Annotated in this window: 12 protein-coding genes; 3 read left to right on the forward strand and 9 right to left on the reverse strand. The window is 61.8% G+C overall.

The genetic code is table 11. The annotated features are described in order from the left end of the window. Positions 1-3: 3 nt before the first annotated feature. The 6 genes from ABIE52_RS24105 to ABIE52_RS24130 form a co-directional block, all read right to left on the reverse strand. On the reverse strand, positions 4-5,472 hold the full coding sequence (locus ABIE52_RS24105) for a glutamate synthase-related protein (protein WP_192712738.1): 5,469 nt from the start codon (positions 5,470-5,472) through the stop codon (positions 4-6). Between the two features lie 182 nt (positions 5,473-5,654). Continuing rightward, entirely contained in the window at positions 5,655-6,698 is a 1,044-nt protein-coding gene (locus ABIE52_RS24110; RefSeq protein ID WP_007730324.1) for a ParB/Srx family N-terminal domain-containing protein, read from the reverse strand. Between the two features lie 168 nt (positions 6,699-6,866). Then, complete coding sequence (locus tag ABIE52_RS24115; protein ID WP_030536170.1) at positions 6,867-7,727, reverse strand: 3-hydroxyacyl-CoA dehydrogenase; 861 nt, start codon at positions 7,725-7,727, stop codon at positions 6,867-6,869. 15 nt (positions 7,728-7,742) lie between these two features. Next, complete coding sequence (locus ABIE52_RS24120) at positions 7,743-8,357, reverse strand: TetR/AcrR family transcriptional regulator (RefSeq protein ID WP_030536169.1); 615 nt, start codon at positions 8,355-8,357, stop codon at positions 7,743-7,745. A gap of 84 nt (positions 8,358-8,441) precedes the next feature. Continuing rightward, entirely contained in the window at positions 8,442-9,038 is a 597-nt protein-coding gene (locus ABIE52_RS24125) for a hypothetical protein (protein WP_158170356.1), read from the reverse strand. A 4-nt stretch (positions 9,039-9,042) separates the two neighbouring features. Further along, complete coding sequence (locus ABIE52_RS24130) at positions 9,043-9,501, reverse strand: hypothetical protein (protein WP_158170357.1); 459 nt, start codon at positions 9,499-9,501, stop codon at positions 9,043-9,045. A 101-nt stretch (positions 9,502-9,602) separates the two neighbouring features. Between ABIE52_RS24130 and pip the strand changes: the two genes are divergently transcribed. Further along, entirely contained in the window at positions 9,603-10,562 is a 960-nt protein-coding gene (gene pip, locus ABIE52_RS24135) for a prolyl aminopeptidase (RefSeq protein WP_007730337.1), read from the forward strand. Here the strand turns inward: pip and ABIE52_RS24140 are convergent. After that, positions 10,550-11,152 carry a TetR/AcrR family transcriptional regulator gene (locus ABIE52_RS24140; protein WP_192712739.1) on the reverse strand — a complete coding sequence of 201 codons (603 nt, stop codon included), beginning with the start codon at positions 11,150-11,152 and terminating at the stop codon, positions 10,550-10,552. The genes pip and ABIE52_RS24140 overlap by 13 nt on opposite strands. Before the next feature lie 106 nt (positions 11,153-11,258). On the opposite strand from ABIE52_RS24140, the gene ABIE52_RS24145 reads away from it, so the two are divergent. Beyond that, positions 11,259-12,338, forward strand: a complete 1,080-nt coding sequence (locus ABIE52_RS24145) for an alpha/beta fold hydrolase (RefSeq protein WP_064113605.1) — start codon at positions 11,259-11,261, stop codon at positions 12,336-12,338. Here the strand turns inward: ABIE52_RS24145 and ABIE52_RS24150 are convergent. After that, positions 12,309-13,430, reverse strand: coding sequence for an endonuclease/exonuclease/phosphatase family protein (locus tag ABIE52_RS24150; protein ID WP_192712740.1), 1,122 nt, complete (start codon positions 13,428-13,430; stop codon positions 12,309-12,311). The two genes, ABIE52_RS24145 and ABIE52_RS24150, sit on opposite strands and share 30 nt — an antisense overlap. Before the next feature lie 132 nt (positions 13,431-13,562). Between ABIE52_RS24150 and ABIE52_RS24155 the strand changes: the two genes are divergently transcribed. Further along, positions 13,563-14,855 carry an MFS transporter gene (locus ABIE52_RS24155; protein ID WP_007730351.1) on the forward strand — a complete coding sequence of 431 codons (1,293 nt, stop codon included), beginning with the start codon at positions 13,563-13,565 and terminating at the stop codon, positions 14,853-14,855. On the opposite strand, the gene ABIE52_RS24160 is transcribed toward ABIE52_RS24155, so the two are convergent. Further along, on the reverse strand, positions 14,830-15,843 hold the full coding sequence (locus ABIE52_RS24160; protein ID WP_231917411.1) for an ABC transporter substrate-binding protein: 1,014 nt from the start codon (positions 15,841-15,843) through the stop codon (positions 14,830-14,832). The genes ABIE52_RS24155 and ABIE52_RS24160 overlap by 26 nt on opposite strands. Between the last annotated feature and the right edge of the window lie 50 nt (positions 15,844-15,893).

The following is a 15,893-nucleotide window of genomic DNA, read 5'->3' on the forward strand; positions in this document are numbered from 1 at the left end:
AGGTCAGGACACCAGGTCGGGGATCGTGCGCGAAGCGAACAGTTCGTCGAAGTTCGGCAGTGATCCGAGCTTGTCCCGATTCTTGTTGTCTTGAAACAGAATCCACCCGTACGTCGCCGGGCTGTCCATGGCCAACACGTTGCGTAGGCTCAGCGCCTGCTTGTAGTCGTCGACCCGCTTGGCTGCAATCAGCGCAGCCAACTGTTCGTCGTCGTAGTCGGCCAGAATCTCTTTCGAGTACTTGACCAAGTGCTGGACGAGGGCGAAGTCCTCGGTCAGCACCAGGTTTCGGGCCGCCTTCTGCACTGCTGGATCGTCGGGTCCGGACGCACCCGGCGTGCGGGCGGTGGCGAGTTGTTGCGCGAAGTGAAGCACGGTGTACTCACTGAGCAGCGCATACATCGTCGCCGTATCGGTCTCGCCGTAGGCAGGGACTGCTCCGTTCAGTGCGGGGCGCCCGTCGCGCACTGCGAGTTTGAAGGTGCGGACCTGACGTGCTGCGATGGCGGACGCCAATTCTTCGAGGAGCTCTTTGTGCGACTTCGCAGCCAGGATTGCATCACTGTCCTGGTAGAGCATCAGTGCCTTGGGCATCGCGTAGACGAACGAGTGCTGTTCGACTTCCCAGTTCTCGAGCAGTCGGGTGCCGAGCGCGGATCCCGTTGCCTCCACATGCAGTTCGAGCAGGAGTTGTACTGCGTGGTTGTGGACGGCGGCAAGAGGGTCGGTCGCAGCGGTGATCGAACCCAGCAGTACGGAATCGGTACTTGCTCGCAGTGCCAATTCGCCACGAGGGTCGTACTGGTAGAAGAAGCCACCACTCATGCCGTTGCCGACACCCTTGCCGAACTCGCCGAGATTCACGACAGCACCGTTAGTCATGTACTCGCCGGCGAAGTCTCCGACACCTTCGACGACAGCACTGGCGCCGGAGTTGCGAACTGCGAAGCGATCGCCTGCTTCACCTTCGACGAACACTCGTCCACCGGTGGCGCCGAAGAGCGCGAAGTTGCCGATCAACACGTTTCCACCGGCGTCACTGGAGCCGCCGCCTGGGCTGCGCACGGCAATCACGCCGCCGCTCATGCTCTTTCCTACGCCGTCGTTACATGTCCCGGTGTGTTCCAGGTGCATGCCGTCGTTGCAGAATGCGCCGAACGACAGGCCCGCAGATCCGGTCGTCAGGACGCGCACGCTGCCCGGCGCCAGATACCGTCGCCCGCGCTCGTCGGTCAGTACTCCCGGAGCGAGAAGGCCGGGCGCTCCGTAGTTGAGTTCGCGTTCGAGGTCGATCGCCAACTGACCACCGACGCTCTTGTTCCGGTTACCCAGGTGCAGTGCACCTTCGGCGAATTCAGGTCCGGACACGGCGACCGAGGCCTCGCCACGGTTGAAGAACACCGTACGAACCTCGTCCATGATCTTCTCGTCGAGCGCGTACTCACGTTCGAGGTACACAGGATTGTCGATGGTGATGTCCGGGGCGGACTCGAACATCGCGTCCAGCTTCAGATTGCCGACAATAGACGGGTGATCGAGCAGATGCAGGAGATCCGTTCGACCCCGCGCTTCCTGAAGGGACCGCATTCCCAGATTCGCGAGCAGTTCCCGAGTTTCGTGAGCGATGTTGAGAAGGTACTGCGCCATCGCGCGGGGATCGCCGTCGAACAGTTCCGGGTTGGTGGTCAGACCGGCGGGGCACTTGATGTTGCAGTTCTTGGCCATGACGCAGCCCATCATCATCAGCGCCGACGTACCGAACTCGAAGCTGTCTGCGCCGAGTAGGGCGGAAGTGATGATGTCGCTGCCGGTCTGATGCGCGCCCGAGCATCGCAGAACGACTTTCTGGCGAAGGCCGTTGGCACACAGAGCTTGATGGACCTCCGCGATACCGACCTCGGCCGCACGCCCCGCGTATTTGAGGCTGGTCACCGAAGCTGCGCCGGTGCCACCGGTATTTCCGGCGACGTTGATGACGTCGGCGCCCGCCTTGGCGACACCGACGGCGATGGTGCCGATTCCTTCCGAGGACACCAACTTCACGATCACCCGAATGCGAGCTGCCTTGCAGTCGTGGATGAGCTGAGCGAGGTCCTCGATGGAGTACGTGTCGTGGTGAGGCGGCGGCGAAACCAGTTCGACCCCGGGCGTTCCGCCGCGGGCGGCAGCGATGTCGACGGTGACCTTGGCGGCCGGAAGCTGCCCGCCCTCACCGGGTTTTGCGCCTTGGCCGAGTTTGATCTCGATCTCTTCGAGCATCGGATCGGCGAGGTAGCCCGCCCAGATTCCGAAGCGTCCGGATGCAAGCTGCTTGATGCGCGATGCACGAATCGTGTCGTAGCGCGAAAGGTGTTCGCCGCCTTCGCCGCTGTTGGACATCGCACCGACCATGTTCGTGCCGTGCGCGACGGCTTCGTGCGCCGGAGCGTTCAGTGCGCCATGGCTCATGGCACCCGACGCCAACTTCGGGGTGATGTCGCTTGCACTCTGTACCTCGGAGAGAGGTACACCTGCCGGTGCGACCCTCAGCTTGGAAAGGAACTCTGCCGCAATACCGGTTGCATTCAGCACCAGATCCGGGTCGGTGGCCTCGATGGTGACGTCGTCGGCAAAGGCGACGGAAAGAGCATCGCCGAGTGCTACCACCCGAGCGGTGTCGTCGGCCAGTGGACCGTCCAGGCTAAGTGTGTACCGGCCGTCCGCGGCAGATTCACACCGGATTCCACGCATCACGATTTTCTTATTGCCGCGCACCGAGAATCGGCTGATCTGGTCGGTGAACTCGGCTGTCGTCACCGCAAATGTGACATCACCGGGCACGGAGATGACATCGCGCAACGCGGCGGGACGACGCGATCGTTCCGCAGCCATGACAGTGGAAAAATCCCGGTACCCGGCGGTGATGTCGAAGTCGTCGATCTGCTCGGTGGTCAACCGGTCGAAGCTCGTCGCCCGGTATGCCCCGGCGTCGAGGCGGAAGGCGTCGTCGAGCCGTCCGAGCGGCAGTAGACGTAGAGCCTCGAATTGTTCTGTTCCGGAGGGACTGTCGAACGCGATCTTCTCCTCGGTGAGTTCGACGTACTTACGGACCGCGGTGGTACCGAACGAATGCCCTGCGCCGTCTGCACGCTCCTTGAACAGGCCGAGCAGTGGCAGATCCTTCTCGCCCCCGACTGCGCTCGCACGCTCGTGCCACTGCTTCGAGGTCACCGCGACGGTCTCGAAACCGACGCCACCCACCGGTGACTTCATGTTGGGGAGCCACTGGCGCAGAACAGGGTCGGACGTATCGAGGAAGTTGGGTTCGAAAAATTCTCCGCCGATGTAGCTTTCGACGGTGCACAGACCGACGCGTCCCATCGTCTTCATCAGGGACTTCTCGGTGGCCTTCGCGAAGCGTCGGAACGCGGCATCCGGGTCAGCGGCGAACTTCTCCTCGGCTCGCAACTGAACGGACAGCGGGTAGACGGCGGAAGCGCCGAAACCGAGTGCGGCCGCAACGTGGTGGGAGGACTCGATCTGGCCGCTCTCCACGATGAGAGAGACGCGCAATCGCAGGCCCGCGTCGATGAGGCGTTGGTTCAATGCTCCGACGACCATGATCGCGGGAAGTGTTGCGCGCTCGTGAGATACGTGGCGGTCGGTCAGGACTGCGATTCCGCCCTGTTCGGCCGCGAAGGCTACAACAGCGTCGCCGAGCGCGGTCATCGCGTCGACCATTGCCTGCGCGTCACCCTCGGCGGGGTAGAGCATTTCGAAGCGGCGGTGCGGAGTGTGGTTCTGTTCGCGGATCTTGAGCATGTCCAGGTGCCCGAGGATCGGCGAGGCGATGACGATCTGCTTGCCCTGTCCGGGAGACATCTTTGCACCCAATGCGACCCGGAGAGTCATACCGTCCGCTTCACGGATGCTGTCGAGCGGAGGGTTGGTGACCTGGGCGAATCGCTGCGAAAAGTAACGAGCCACGCCGCCTTCGCGGTCGCTGAATGCGTTGATGGCGTTGCCGTAACCCATGGCGGAGACCTTTTCGGCTCCGTGCGTGAGCATCGGATCCATCAGGAATTTGAAACTTTCCTGATCCAGGGAGTACGCCATGTAGCGCTGATGAACCTCGAAGGTGCCGTTGTAGCGGGTCGGGGAGCTGACCTTCTCCGCTGGCACGGCGGGAATGTCTTCGATCAGGATTCGCGATTGCTCCAGCAACGACTGGTAGTCGCGCTGAGCGGCAATCTTTTCCAGAGCTTCGCGGGCAGTGTAGGTATGGCGATCGCGATGATCGAAGTACAACATTCCGCCGGCCTCGACGCGGCCACGGTGAATCACCGTCTCGGGTGCGAACGCGATCTGTCCGGCTTCGGAGAACGCGCACACGTAGTCGTGTGTCTCGATCGTGCGTAGTGGACGCAGACCGAGGCGATCCAGGCGCGCACCGATGATGGTGCCGTCGCCGAACACCAGCGCTGCCGGTCCGTCGTTCTTCTCCTCGTACAGCGAGAAGTACTCGAACATCGCACGCACTGCGGGGGAGAGGGTGGTGTCGTTTTCCCAGGCAGGCGGCATCATCGAGACCACAGCCGTCACCAGGTCGACACTGTCCTCGATGACGCGTGCTTCCAGGGTCTGATCGAGTCGGCAACTGTCGGACTGGCCGGGCGGACGGACGATCGCACGTCGTTTTGCACTGGCGACAGCAGCTTCGGATAGCCGATTCTTCTTGTCCGTGTTCAGTTCTCCGTTGTGAGCCATGAACCGGAACGGCTGCGCCATCGTGGGATGCGGGTCCGTGTTGGTCGAGAACCGCGTATGGAAGTACATCGTGTGCACGGCGTGATCGGGGTCGACCAGGTCGCGGAAGTACGGGATCACTTCGTCGGAGTTCAAGCGACCCTTGAGAACCTGAGTTCGCGCGCTCAGCGAGAGTGGGTACAACCCGCGCAGTGCAGGGGTGTTGTACGCGATTGCCTCGATGGCGAGCAGAGCTTCGTGCACGAGGCGATCGACTACCGCAGGCTCGGGGCGAGGAGTGGGCACCTCGAAAATCCACTGCCTGACCGGAAGTTGATGCGCGATCGCGGCCGGCCGAATCGCCGAGTTGTCGACCGGGACGTCGCGCACTGCGAGAGTGGTGAAACCGCGATCGAGAAGTTCACGTTCGACCAGGGCGGCAGCGCGAGCGTGCTCGGCGTCGTCGTCCGGAAGGAAGAAGTTGCCGACGCAGAAGCGTCCGGCGCGAAGGTCGGAGCGCCCGGTTACCTTGCGGAAGAACCGGAGGGAGAGGTCCACCGAGACGCCGCCGCCGTCGCCGACGCCCTCGGAGGACATACCGCCGCGGTGCGGAACCGAGCAGAGCGCTTCGCGGCCCTTGATCAGGACATCGTGGGTCTGCACGCCGTCCTTGCGCGTGATGAACCCGACCCCGCAACTGCTCTTGTCATCTGCGGGGTCGTACAAACCGACGATGGACGTGCTCACTGCAGCAACCTTCTCCCTGTCCTGGTTGCCCGGAGATTGTTCGACCGGGCAGATACGACGGCATGTATTCCGTCAGGGCAGGGCGTCGCTGCTTCGATGAAGCGGCACCCGAATGGGTTCAGACTACTGAGTAGAGGCTTACCTTAGTCAAGTCTGCTTGGTGTGACTTGGATCTGAGCAGGTCAGAGGGTTGCTTTGTAGGCAAGTGCGTAGGCGATCTTGCCCGGCTTGTCGTCTGTGTACGGCTTGGACAGCTTTGCGAACTCGCCCTTGGACTCGGCTTTGCCGTCGTTCCAGGCCGACAGGACGCCAAGATCGGTGGCAGTGAATCCGCTGTCGACGACGGCATCGCCTGTCAACGCTGTCTGTGCTTTGGTCACCGACTTCACGGTGCCCAGGTAGCTGGAGAGATCATCGCGATTCCAGTTGGTGAGGTCGACGGGCGCGGTGTCGCGGACCCAGGCGCCCCAGTAGAACTCCTGGAACGGAATCGTGCCTGCGGCGAATCCGATGTCGCGGGAGAAGTACATCAAGCTGCGGTACTTGTCGTCGGCGAAGTTGGCCAGGCCGACGCTCTTCGGCAGAGCCTGGACCGGTACCTGGTTTCCGTCGACGTCACGCGACCAGACCCACTTGTTCTTCTCCATCTCGGTCCAGAAGGCACCTTCACTCAAGCCGCTGAGGTTGCCGAGAACCCGCAGTCTCACGTGAAGGTCGGGACCGCCGTCGGCCGTCTCGATGAAGGACGTGAGGGTGTGGTGACCGTCGGTCAGATAGAGATCGCCGCGGGGTCCGACGACCACGGTCTTCATGGGCGCGATGCTCTCGGCGGTTTCCTGACCCACTGGAATCTGGCAGGTGAAGGACGACGGGTCCTTCAGCGTCGACGCCGCAGTAGCGGTCGCGGCCTGGATCTGGCCGTTCGCCTCACACCAGTCGTCGAACTTCTTGTTGATCGTGTCTTTTCCGAGCGTGTATCGCCCGAGCTTGTAGTACACCTCGTCGTAGCCGAGTGACGGTTGTGTCGCGTGAACGTCGCCGATGCGCACGTCCAGGAGATCACCTTCCTTGGCGCACAGGTACTCCGATCCGCCGGCGGAGCCTGAGAACGAACCGGTGGAGATTCCGCCACACGCGAGGGGAGCGGCGACAGCGGGAGTGCTGACCAATGTTCCGGCGCCGAGCAGTGCCAGTGTTGTGAGTGCCGAGATGGCGGAACGACGCATGTGGGGATCTCTCCTGATGATGGGTTCGCACGTGAAGAAGCTTGCGTCACAATCGCTCAGGGTGGTTTCGGACTTACTGACAACAGACGTCCGCGCGGTGGCTACCACGTGAATTCACGTCGTAACCACCGCGCGGTGAGCCTGTTGGTTGATCAGCCTTGCAGTTGATCAGCCCTTGTAGTTGTAGAAGCCCTCGCCGACAGCAACGCCGAGCTTGCCCTCGTCGATGTAGTTCTTCTTGATGTAGTCGGCGAATTCGCGCTGCTTCTCGCCGCCCTGGGAGGAGATGTTGTAGACGGTGGTCAACCCGACGACGTCCATGATCTGGAAGGGGCCGAACGGGGCTCCGGTGCCGATACGCCACGTCTTGTCGACCATGTCGGGATCGGCGATGCCGTCGATCAGCAGGTCGGAGGCCGCGTTGAGGAGCGGGACCAGGAGCGAGTTGAGTACGTAGCCCGCCTTCTCCTTCTTGAGTTCGATCGGCACCATGCCGATGTTCTTCGCGAACTCGACGACCTCGCGGTACACGGCGGGGTCGGTGGACTCGGTGCCCATGACCTCGGCAGTGTTGTTGACCCACACGTGATTTGCGAAGTGCAGTGCGAGGAACTTCTCGGGGCGGCCGGTGAACTCCTTGAGATCGCTCGGCAGCAGCGTCGAGGAGTTGGTAGCGAACACCGTGTGCTCAGGAGCAACCGTGGCAAGCTTCTCGTAGGTGTCGCGCTTGATGGCGATGTCCTCGGGAATTGCCTCGATGACCAGGTCGGCCTTGGCGACGGCTTCGCCTAGATCGTACGAGTACGTAATACGTTGCAGCGCTTCGTCAGCCTTGCCTTCCTTGGCACCCTCGACGTTCTCGGCCTTGTAGGCCGCGGCCAACGAGTCGAACCGAGCCTTGGCCTTTTCGATGACCTCGGCGTTGATGTCGTACGCGACGACGTCGAAGCCGTGATAGGCGGTCTGATAGGCGATCTGTGAGCCGAGAACTCCGGTACCCAGAACGGTGATCTGCTTCAGTTCAGTCATTTTCGATCCTCAATCCTATTCGGTGGGTAGTCCGGCAAGCGTCAATCGGACCTGTGCGGCAACGATGTTCGTGAGTTCGTCAGCCGTGATCCGGTCCAATGCCGCGCGGGCTATTTCGAAGTGCAGCACGTTGGAAATCGTTCGCGCTGCAGTGGTGGTTCGGGTGGTGTGGTTGGGGTGTGCCTCGTGCAAGATTTGCGCAATCCGCGTTTGCAGGCGCTGCGAGAGTTCCAGGCCTTCGGCCCGGAAACACTCGCTGGGCTCACCGAACAACACCTCGCGTTGGTAGATGCCGGTGTTCTCGTCGTTTCGGCGACTTGCGATCAGCAGGGGTGAAACCAGCTCGAGTACACGATCTTCTGTGCCGGTCGACTTGGCTTCACGCTCTTCTCCCAATTCGATCTGCTTGCGGTATTCCGCGTTGTACACCATGAGCAGCAACTCGGCTTTGCTTGCGGCGTAACGAAAGAGAGTGCCGCCGGCTACATCGGCGCGGTCGGCAATTTCTTGAGTTGTGACTGCGCTGTAGCCCTTTTCCGCGAACAGTTCGGCAGCGGCGTCGAAGATGCGTGTCTGCTTCTCGAGTTTGTTGCGTTCACGACGGCCCAGCTCTTGGTCCGGCTTCGTCATCCCGTTCACCTCGTTCCATTTCGGATCACGCTCATAAATGAGTCTACTCCGAAATGTCGGGAGGGTGGAGTCTCCTCCGTCACATCACCGCAGTCCGCTGACCCAACCGGCGAACACGTCGGAGAACACGTCCGCTTCGCACGCATGCGCCGATTCGGGATAGGCGCACTCTGGGTATCCGGCGACGACGGCGGCAAGTTCGACGTTGCAACACTGCGCCAAGAGGCCACGCAGGAGATCCGCAACCGACCAACCCGCGACGGATACCACAGGGATTCCCTCTTCGTCGTACACCTTCACCAGATCGGCCTGCCTCCAGGACAATTCCTCGGCCACCAGTGCATCAGGGTTGAAAGACATGGCGCGGTCGAGTGATCCGCGCAGAAGTGAGTGCGGATCGTCCTCGCCGCGAAGCCTGGTCGCGAGGTCCGCCGGCGCCTTCTGCATGACGAACATCCAAGGTTTGCCGTCGGGAAAGACTCCACCGAAGCCTGCCACGTTGAACGGTAGGTGGCTACTGAGAAAATCGGTCTCGACGTCGACGTGTTGATCGTCGCCCAGATGAATGAAGTGGCCGGAGGCAATCTCCTCGCCCATTGCCGGCTCAGCCCATGTGTTGTTCCACAGATCGGTCATCCGACTGCCTTCGGGAAAATCGAGAACCTCGAAGAGAAAACCCATGTCTCTACAACTCCCCGTCGAAGTGGGTGGTTACTCCACCGGTCAGTCGAGAAACCGTCTGCGCCGAGGTTGCGAGGACGACTCGGCTTGTCTCGAAGGTCATCTCGTCGCGTTCGGTGTCCTCCGATTCGGGATCCTCGGCGAGTGAGAAGTCGAGTTCCACCTCTCGATCGGTGCTGGAACAGACCGAGATCATCAGCCCGAGTCGTTCGTCGGTGAACGCCGGAAGCGATTTCTCGGGATGGAAGTCTGCGGCCGCGTGAAAGAAGAACGCCGCCAGCCGTTCGACGAATCCGTCGTCCGTATGTCGGCTGAGATAGTGATTGAAGCGGTCGGGGCTGAGCAGTCCGACGTCGAAAACGAGTGTGGGCACGTCGGATTCGAAGACAGTGGCGGGAACCGCATGACTGCGAAGGAAGACTGCGGCGCCGCCGTATGCCGGCAACCTGAACCCATCACGCATCTGGTGTACTCCCGTCGCAGTGGTGTCCTGTCCACGCTAGGCCATTGCTCGGCCGCGTGCTGCCTACTCGAGTAGGCAGCTTGATGGAAGAATCACCGCCTATGACTGCTGTCCTGTACCCGCCCGTCGAACCGTACGAGTCCGGTCTGTTGGAAGTGGCGGATGGTCAGAGTCTGTACTGGGAGACAGTCGGCAATCCTGCGGGCATTCCGGTTCTCTACCTCCACGGCGGTCCCGGTTCGGGATGCACTGTCGGCGCCAGGCGTTTCTTCGATCCCGAAGTCTTTCGCGCAGTTCTGTTCGATCAGCGAGGCTGTGGGCGCAGTCTTCCGCTAGCGAGCAGTCCGGACGTCGATCTGACCGTGAACACCACGGCGCACATTGTGGAAGACATCGAGCGTCTTCGTGAGCATCTCGGTATCGAGCGATGGATCGTGACGGGACTTTCCTGGGGCGTGAGTTTGGGTCTGGTGTACGCGCAGGCGTTTCCCGCGCGGGTGCAAGCGATGGCCCTGGGCGCGATCACCGGCGGGACGAGGGTCGAAATCGAGTGGATCACCCGTGCCATGGGCCGGGTATTTCCGCGTGAATGGGAAGAGTTCGTGGCGCCGTTGCCGGTGGACGAGCGTGACGGAAACCTCCCCGCGGCGTACGCGCGACTGCTTGCCGATCCGGATCCTGTTGTGCGCGAGAATGCCGCGTTGCAGTGGTGCCGTTGGGAAGACGTGCACGTGTCGCTGATGCCGGGGTGGACTCCGAGTGTTCGATACCAGAATCCGGACTTCCGCCGGGTGATGACCAGGCTGGTTACGCATTACTGGGGTAACGACTGCTTCCTGGCGCCGAATCAGATATTGGACGGAATGGACCGTCTCGCTGAGATTCCCGCGATTCTCGTGCACGGACGGTATGACATTTCCGGGCCACTCGACACTGCCTGGGCGATCCACCGGCGTTGGCCGGGTAGTGAGTTGGTGGTACTCGACGGCGCCGGGCATGGCGGCAGCGGATTCAACGAGGCAATCGTGGAAGCGCTGAATTCACTGGCTCATTCGGCCTGATCGAGTGCCCCGGCGCGGGCCGCAGCGAGCGCGCCGGCAGCAGCACGATCGGCAACCGACTGGTCGACGGGTAGATCGGCGACCAGCAGGCGATAGTAGATGGGTGCGGCGACGGCCGCCAGAAGATCAGCGGCCGAGACCTTCTCGGAGATCTCCCCGCGCTCGACTGCTCGGCTAACGACGATGTCTGCCAGTTCGTAACGTGCGGAATAGAACTCGCGCTTGAGTCTCGCGACCTCGGGCGTGCGGGCCGCGTCGGAGAACAGTGCAGCCACCAACGCGCCGCCCGACTCGCTGGTCACCAGTGCGACTATCGATCTGGCCATCTCGCGCAGGTCGGATTCGATGGAACCGGTATCCGGGATGGGGACGGTGGTTGCCGATACCTCGATCGCCGCGTCGGCCACCAACTGGGACAGCGTGCTCCACCGCCGGTAGATCGTGGTCTTGTGGACTCCGGAGCGGGCGGCTATGTCCTCGATAGTCATCGCCGCGAATCCGCGTTCGGACAATTCGGCCGCCGTGGCTGCCAGGACGGCCTCGCGCACCCTGGCACTACGCCCTCCGGGCCGTTGTGGTGTCGAAGTCATGAGCCAACCTTATCGCAACAAGGTGTTGTGTTAGCTGGAGGCACGTGGTTCACTGAGCTAATGCAACTGATCGTTGCATTAGAGATGAATTGAGGGGTGTTTTCCCATGTCATACGAATTTCCTGTCGATCACCGAGGCCTCTTCGAAGAGCGCACAGGACAGTTTCTGAGCTTCGGGCTCCCCGTCTCGGATCTCGAGGAACTGCGCGCGTCCATCCACTCGACCTGGGCCGACGCGCCGGGTGGTTGGTCGTACGAGTGGTCGGCGTTGGCAGCAAAGTACTCCGCGGCCGGCAATCATTCACTCGCGGCGATGATCTACGGAATCGCCAAGTTCCCCGTCCTGGCCAACGATTCGCGGCGCCGGGCCCTGCAGAATCAGGTGGACGAATACGTCAAGGCAGCACCGGGATTCGGGCTCGAGTTCGAGCGTCGAATCCTGTCCCTGCCCTACCGAAACGGCGAGATCGAGCTACCGGTACACATTCTCTCCGTGGACGGAAGGTACGAAGACGCACCCGCCCTGTTGCTCAGCGGCGGCGTCGACGGCTGGAAGATGGACATGCATCCGTTGGTCAGTGCGTTCGCGAAGAACGCCGGAGTGACTGTTGTCGCTTTCGACCAGCCGGGAACTGGTGAATCACCGGTTCCTCTCGACGCTTTCGGTGACGAGGTGATCGACGGACTGGTGGCGACGGCTCGCGCCCTCGGCAATGGCCAGGTGGCACACCTGGGAGTCTCCTTCGGTGGCAACTTCGCCGTGCGGTCGGGGTTGACCGGCGCCGTCGATGCGGTGATCAACATCGGCGCCCCGGTCAAGGGCGCGTTCGAGACCGCGAACGCGGAGCGCCTGGTCTACGGCATGGGTGACATCGTCGGAAACGCACTGGGTTTCGATGCCCCGGCAACCAAAGAGGCGCTGGTACAGGGTCTCCGTGCTTTCGATCGCAGTGTCTTGATGACCGCCGACGACGGCCGGACCCCGATGCTTGTGGTCAACGGGGCCGACGACGTTCACATTCCGCTCTCGGACACCACTCTCTTCGAGGAGCGCCCGAACACGCAGGTACACGTCATCCCGGATGCGGGGCACTGCGCAGTGACCAAGCTGCCCGAGTTGACGCCGATGATGATCGACTGGCTACGAGATGCCCTGTCAGGAACCGCTCCACGAACCGGTAGATGATCCGCCGCCGAAGCTGGCAAAACGATACGTCGCAAGAACGGCCTTGTGATCGGTCGGCCACGGCGTCGGTGAAGCGATGAAGTTGTCCTGGGAGTTCTCCTCCACTCTTTTGTTGTGCACGATCGTCTTTCGCGGGCCGATGATCCCGACAGATCCCAACTTCAGGTCGGAAGCGCGATCGGCGAAGATGTAGTCGATCCGATCGCGTTCGTCTGCCTCGGGTGCCCAGGTGAGCTGTGAGGTGTCGACGTCGGGATTGTCGGACGGCCAGGTGAAGCCCGGGTGTGTGGCCGGGTTCGGGTACTTACTGCGGTAAGCGTCGACGAATCCGGCTTGGTCGAGCAGGCGGGTGGATTCCCAAGGAACGACTACACCGTTGTGGTCGAACAGATTTCGCGTGCCGTCGGTCCAATCCAGGGCCGACGGTTCGTTGAAATCGCCACCGAGGATGACGGATCTGCCCTTGGCCCGTTCTTTTGCCGCATCGTCGACGAACGTCGAAATTGCCTTGGGTCGTCCCGAATTGATGTTCACGCGCTGAACCGTCTCGGGGTCCGTGACCGGACCGGACGGCATCTTGTTCCAGCCGAACTCGGAGAACTCTCCGGGCTTGGGAACACCCGCGCCGTATCCGCGCGGTAGATACGTCGCGTAGGACGTGTAGGCCAGATGTGCCGAGTAAGCAGCGATTTGTTTGCCGTCGACCGTCACGACTGCCTTGACCATCGAGTTCAGGTCGGCTGTTTCCTCGATCGGAAACTTGGAGAGAATCCCCACGTCGGAGGACGCTGCTCCGTAGAAGGTGGTTCCTGATTTGGTCAGCATGTCGGCCAATGCAGTTGTCGCAGTGCCGGCTTCCGACAGGAGAACTATCGACGCCTGTGTCGAGATGATCATGTCGGCGATCAGCTGCAGGCCACCGTTGATCTTGGTTCCGCCGTGCCAGGTGTTGAGGGAGAGCACTTTGATCTCCTGCGCGGGGCTCGCCCCCGCGACGGAGGTATTGGCACCCAATGTAAATGCGCTCGCGGTGACTGTGCCCGCGGCTACCGCCATCGCCTTGACCATCTGGCGGCGCGTCAATCCATTCATCAAATCCCGGCTCTCGTTGTCGTGTGCTCGAACCCCCGGAAGATGATTACCATCGCTACCTAAACGGACAGTTAACCAATTGTAAAATGGCAGATTTCCACAGAACGCCGTGCGGGCAATAGTCTTCTGATCGTGGTACTCAGTGAGCGTTTCCCCGGTAACAAGACCTTCGCGAAGGTTCGTGTCCTGCCGCCGGTGGTGAAGCTGCTCCTCCTCTCGATGGTGCTGTTCAACATCGGGTTCTATCTGGTTGTCCCCTTTCTGGCGGTGCACCTTTCGGAGGACCTCGGATTTGCGGCCTGGATTGTCGGCCTCGTCCTCGGATTGCGGATGTTCAGTCAGCAGGGCATGTTCTTCATCGGTGGAAGCCTCGCCGACAGGTTCGGCAAGCGTCCGATCATCCTGCTGGGCATAGCCGTTCGTGTAGTCGGTTTTCTGATGCTCGGTCTGGCAGAAAGCATGAGCGCCGTGATCGTCGGCGTGCTCCTGGTCGGCTTTGCTGCCGCGCTCTTCGCGCCCGCAGTGGAGTCGGCCAACGCGGAGTACGGACGCGAACTCGAGTCCGCCGGAGTTATGCGTCGTACCGATTTGTTTGCAGTGGAACAGATGTGCAGCCGCCTGGGAACAGTGATCGGTCCGGCGCTGGGAGCTGCTCTGTTGATGTTTCCGTTCTCGTGGACGGCGTCGAGCGCCGCGTTGCTCTTCGCGATCATGTGGGTCGGCTTCTTCATCTGGTTCCCCCGACCGGGCGATGCCCACGACGGCCCGGTGTCGACCTATACGCTGCGCGACGTCTGGCGAAGTGTCCTGACCAACAACAACTTTCTGCTCTTCGCGACGCTCTGCAGTTTTCAGCTGGTTGCGTACAGCCAGCTGTACCTGATGCTTCCGGAACAGCTCGAGCGCGGAATCGGTTCGCAGTCGGCGCTGGGATGGTTCTACGTGGGCGCGGCGGTGTTGGTGATCGTCGGGCAGGGACCGACGGTCGCGGTTGCCCACCGCATCGGGCATCGGCGCGCGATCACCTTCGGGCTTGTGCTCATTTCGGTGTCGTTCCTGGTTCCGCTGGTCACCGGCGTCGACTCCGCAGCTTCGGCGTCGACGCAGATAGTCGGTCTGGCGGTGTGGATCGGGCTGCTGCACCTGGGACAGATGTTGATGGTGCCGCCGATGCGAGACACCATCGCGATCCTCGGTCGTGAAAGCAACCTCGGAGCGCACTTCGGCATGCTCAACACGATCGGCGGTCTGCTCGCGCTCCTGGGAACCGTGGGAGTCGGATTCGTGTACGACCTCGTCGACAACGGCCACGCAGCGCCGGCGTCACCATGGGTGATCGTTGCGCTCTGCGTGGCCGTGTCGGCTGTGGTGTTGTGGGTGTGGTCAGGCCGAACGAAAGTTATCGACCAGCGATCGTCTGATTGATCTTTGCGACGAAATCTTCCAGCACAAACGGAATGGTGAGTGGGTTCGGCATGGACACCGCGTCACTGACGATGGGGTCCAAGCTGATCAGGCCTCCGGTCTCGACCACGTTCAGATTGGTGAACGCCGGCTGCGACTCCATCTCGGCGCGAGCCTTCTCGTAGTTGTCGAAGAGCAGGTAGTCGCACTCGAGGAGGTCGTAGTTCTCGGCGGAGATCTCGTAGTTCAGCTTGCCCGCGAACCGATCCTTCAGTGCGGCAGGCGCCGTGAATCCCAATTGCGTGAGCAGCTGAGCCCGCGCTGCCTCGGGGCTGAACGCTCGCAGATTTCCGTCGCTCCAGCGAATGACGAGAGCTGCTGTCTTGCCTTCGAACTGGGGGTTCTCCGCGCGGGTGCGAACGATGAGGTCTTCGACTTCCTGGACCTCCTTCTTTGCCTGCGCGGGAACGCCCACAGCCGTACCGATGCGGGTCGTGACTTCCTGCCAGGGCAGAACCCAATCCGTCTGATCGGCGGCGTGCAGCACCGTCGGCGCGATGGCGCTGAGCTGCTTGTACAGATCCTCGTCGATCGCGTTGTTGACGGCGATGATCAGGTCAGGCGCTGCAGCCACGATCGTTTCGATGTCGAAATCGGTGGTGGCGTTGGCCAATGGCGTCGGCTCGGCGCCCTGGACTGCGGAGTCGGCCCAGACGCCGATTCCGTCGTCGGTCGATCCCTTCCACACCGGGACCAGGACGGGCGTCAGCCCGAGGGAAAGCAAAACGTCCGCGTCGCCGATACCGACCGCTGCGATGCGGCTGGGTGCCTGCTCGATGGTGGTGGAGCCGAACTTGTGGTCGATCGTCACCGGGAAGGCGTTGACCTCGGCGTGAGCACCTTCGGTGCCGGGAGTGGATTCGTCTTTCGCACTGTCGCCGCAGGCAGCAAGGGCGAAACCGGCTGCTGTTGCGAAGGTGACGGACAGCATGGCACGGCGGCTCAACATAGGGTTCACGGCAACCTCGGGTTTCATGGTTATGGGACCCTAACCATAGT

The sequence above is a fragment of the Rhodococcus sp. OAS809 genome (genome assembly GCF_040546695.1).
In the GTDB taxonomy this organism is placed as follows: Bacteria; Actinomycetota; Actinomycetes; order Mycobacteriales; family Mycobacteriaceae; genus Rhodococcus_F; species Rhodococcus_F qingshengii.

Bases quoted from the DNA above. Each gene is read 5' to 3' on its own strand.
- ABIE52_RS24160 (WP_231917411.1), bottom strand. From the start codon at position 15,843: ATGTTGAGCCGCCGTGCCATGCTGTCCGTCACCTTCGCAACAGCAGCC.
- ABIE52_RS24140 (WP_192712739.1), bottom strand. From the start codon at position 11,152: ATGACTTCGACACCACAACGGCCCGGAGGGCGTAGTGCCAGGGTGCGC.
- ABIE52_RS24130 (WP_158170357.1), bottom strand. From the start codon at position 9,501: ATGCGTGATGGGTTCAGGTTGCCGGCATACGGCGGCGCCGCAGTCTTC.
- ABIE52_RS24120 (WP_030536169.1), bottom strand. From the start codon at position 8,357: ATGACGAAGCCGGACCAAGAGCTGGGCCGTCGTGAACGCAACAAACTC.
- ABIE52_RS24150 (WP_192712740.1), bottom strand. From the start codon at position 13,430: ATGAATGGATTGACGCGCCGCCAGATGGTCAAGGCGATGGCGGTAGCC.
- ABIE52_RS24145 (WP_064113605.1), top strand. From the start codon at position 11,259: ATGTCATACGAATTTCCTGTCGATCACCGAGGCCTCTTCGAAGAGCGC.
- ABIE52_RS24110 (WP_007730324.1), bottom strand. From the start codon at position 6,698: ATGCGTCGTTCCGCCATCTCGGCACTCACAACACTGGCACTGCTCGGC.
- pip (WP_007730337.1), top strand. From the start codon at position 9,603: ATGACTGCTGTCCTGTACCCGCCCGTCGAACCGTACGAGTCCGGTCTG.
- ABIE52_RS24125 (WP_158170356.1), bottom strand. From the start codon at position 9,038: ATGGGTTTTCTCTTCGAGGTTCTCGATTTTCCCGAAGGCAGTCGGATG.
- ABIE52_RS24115 (WP_030536170.1), bottom strand. From the start codon at position 7,727: ATGACTGAACTGAAGCAGATCACCGTTCTGGGTACCGGAGTTCTCGGC.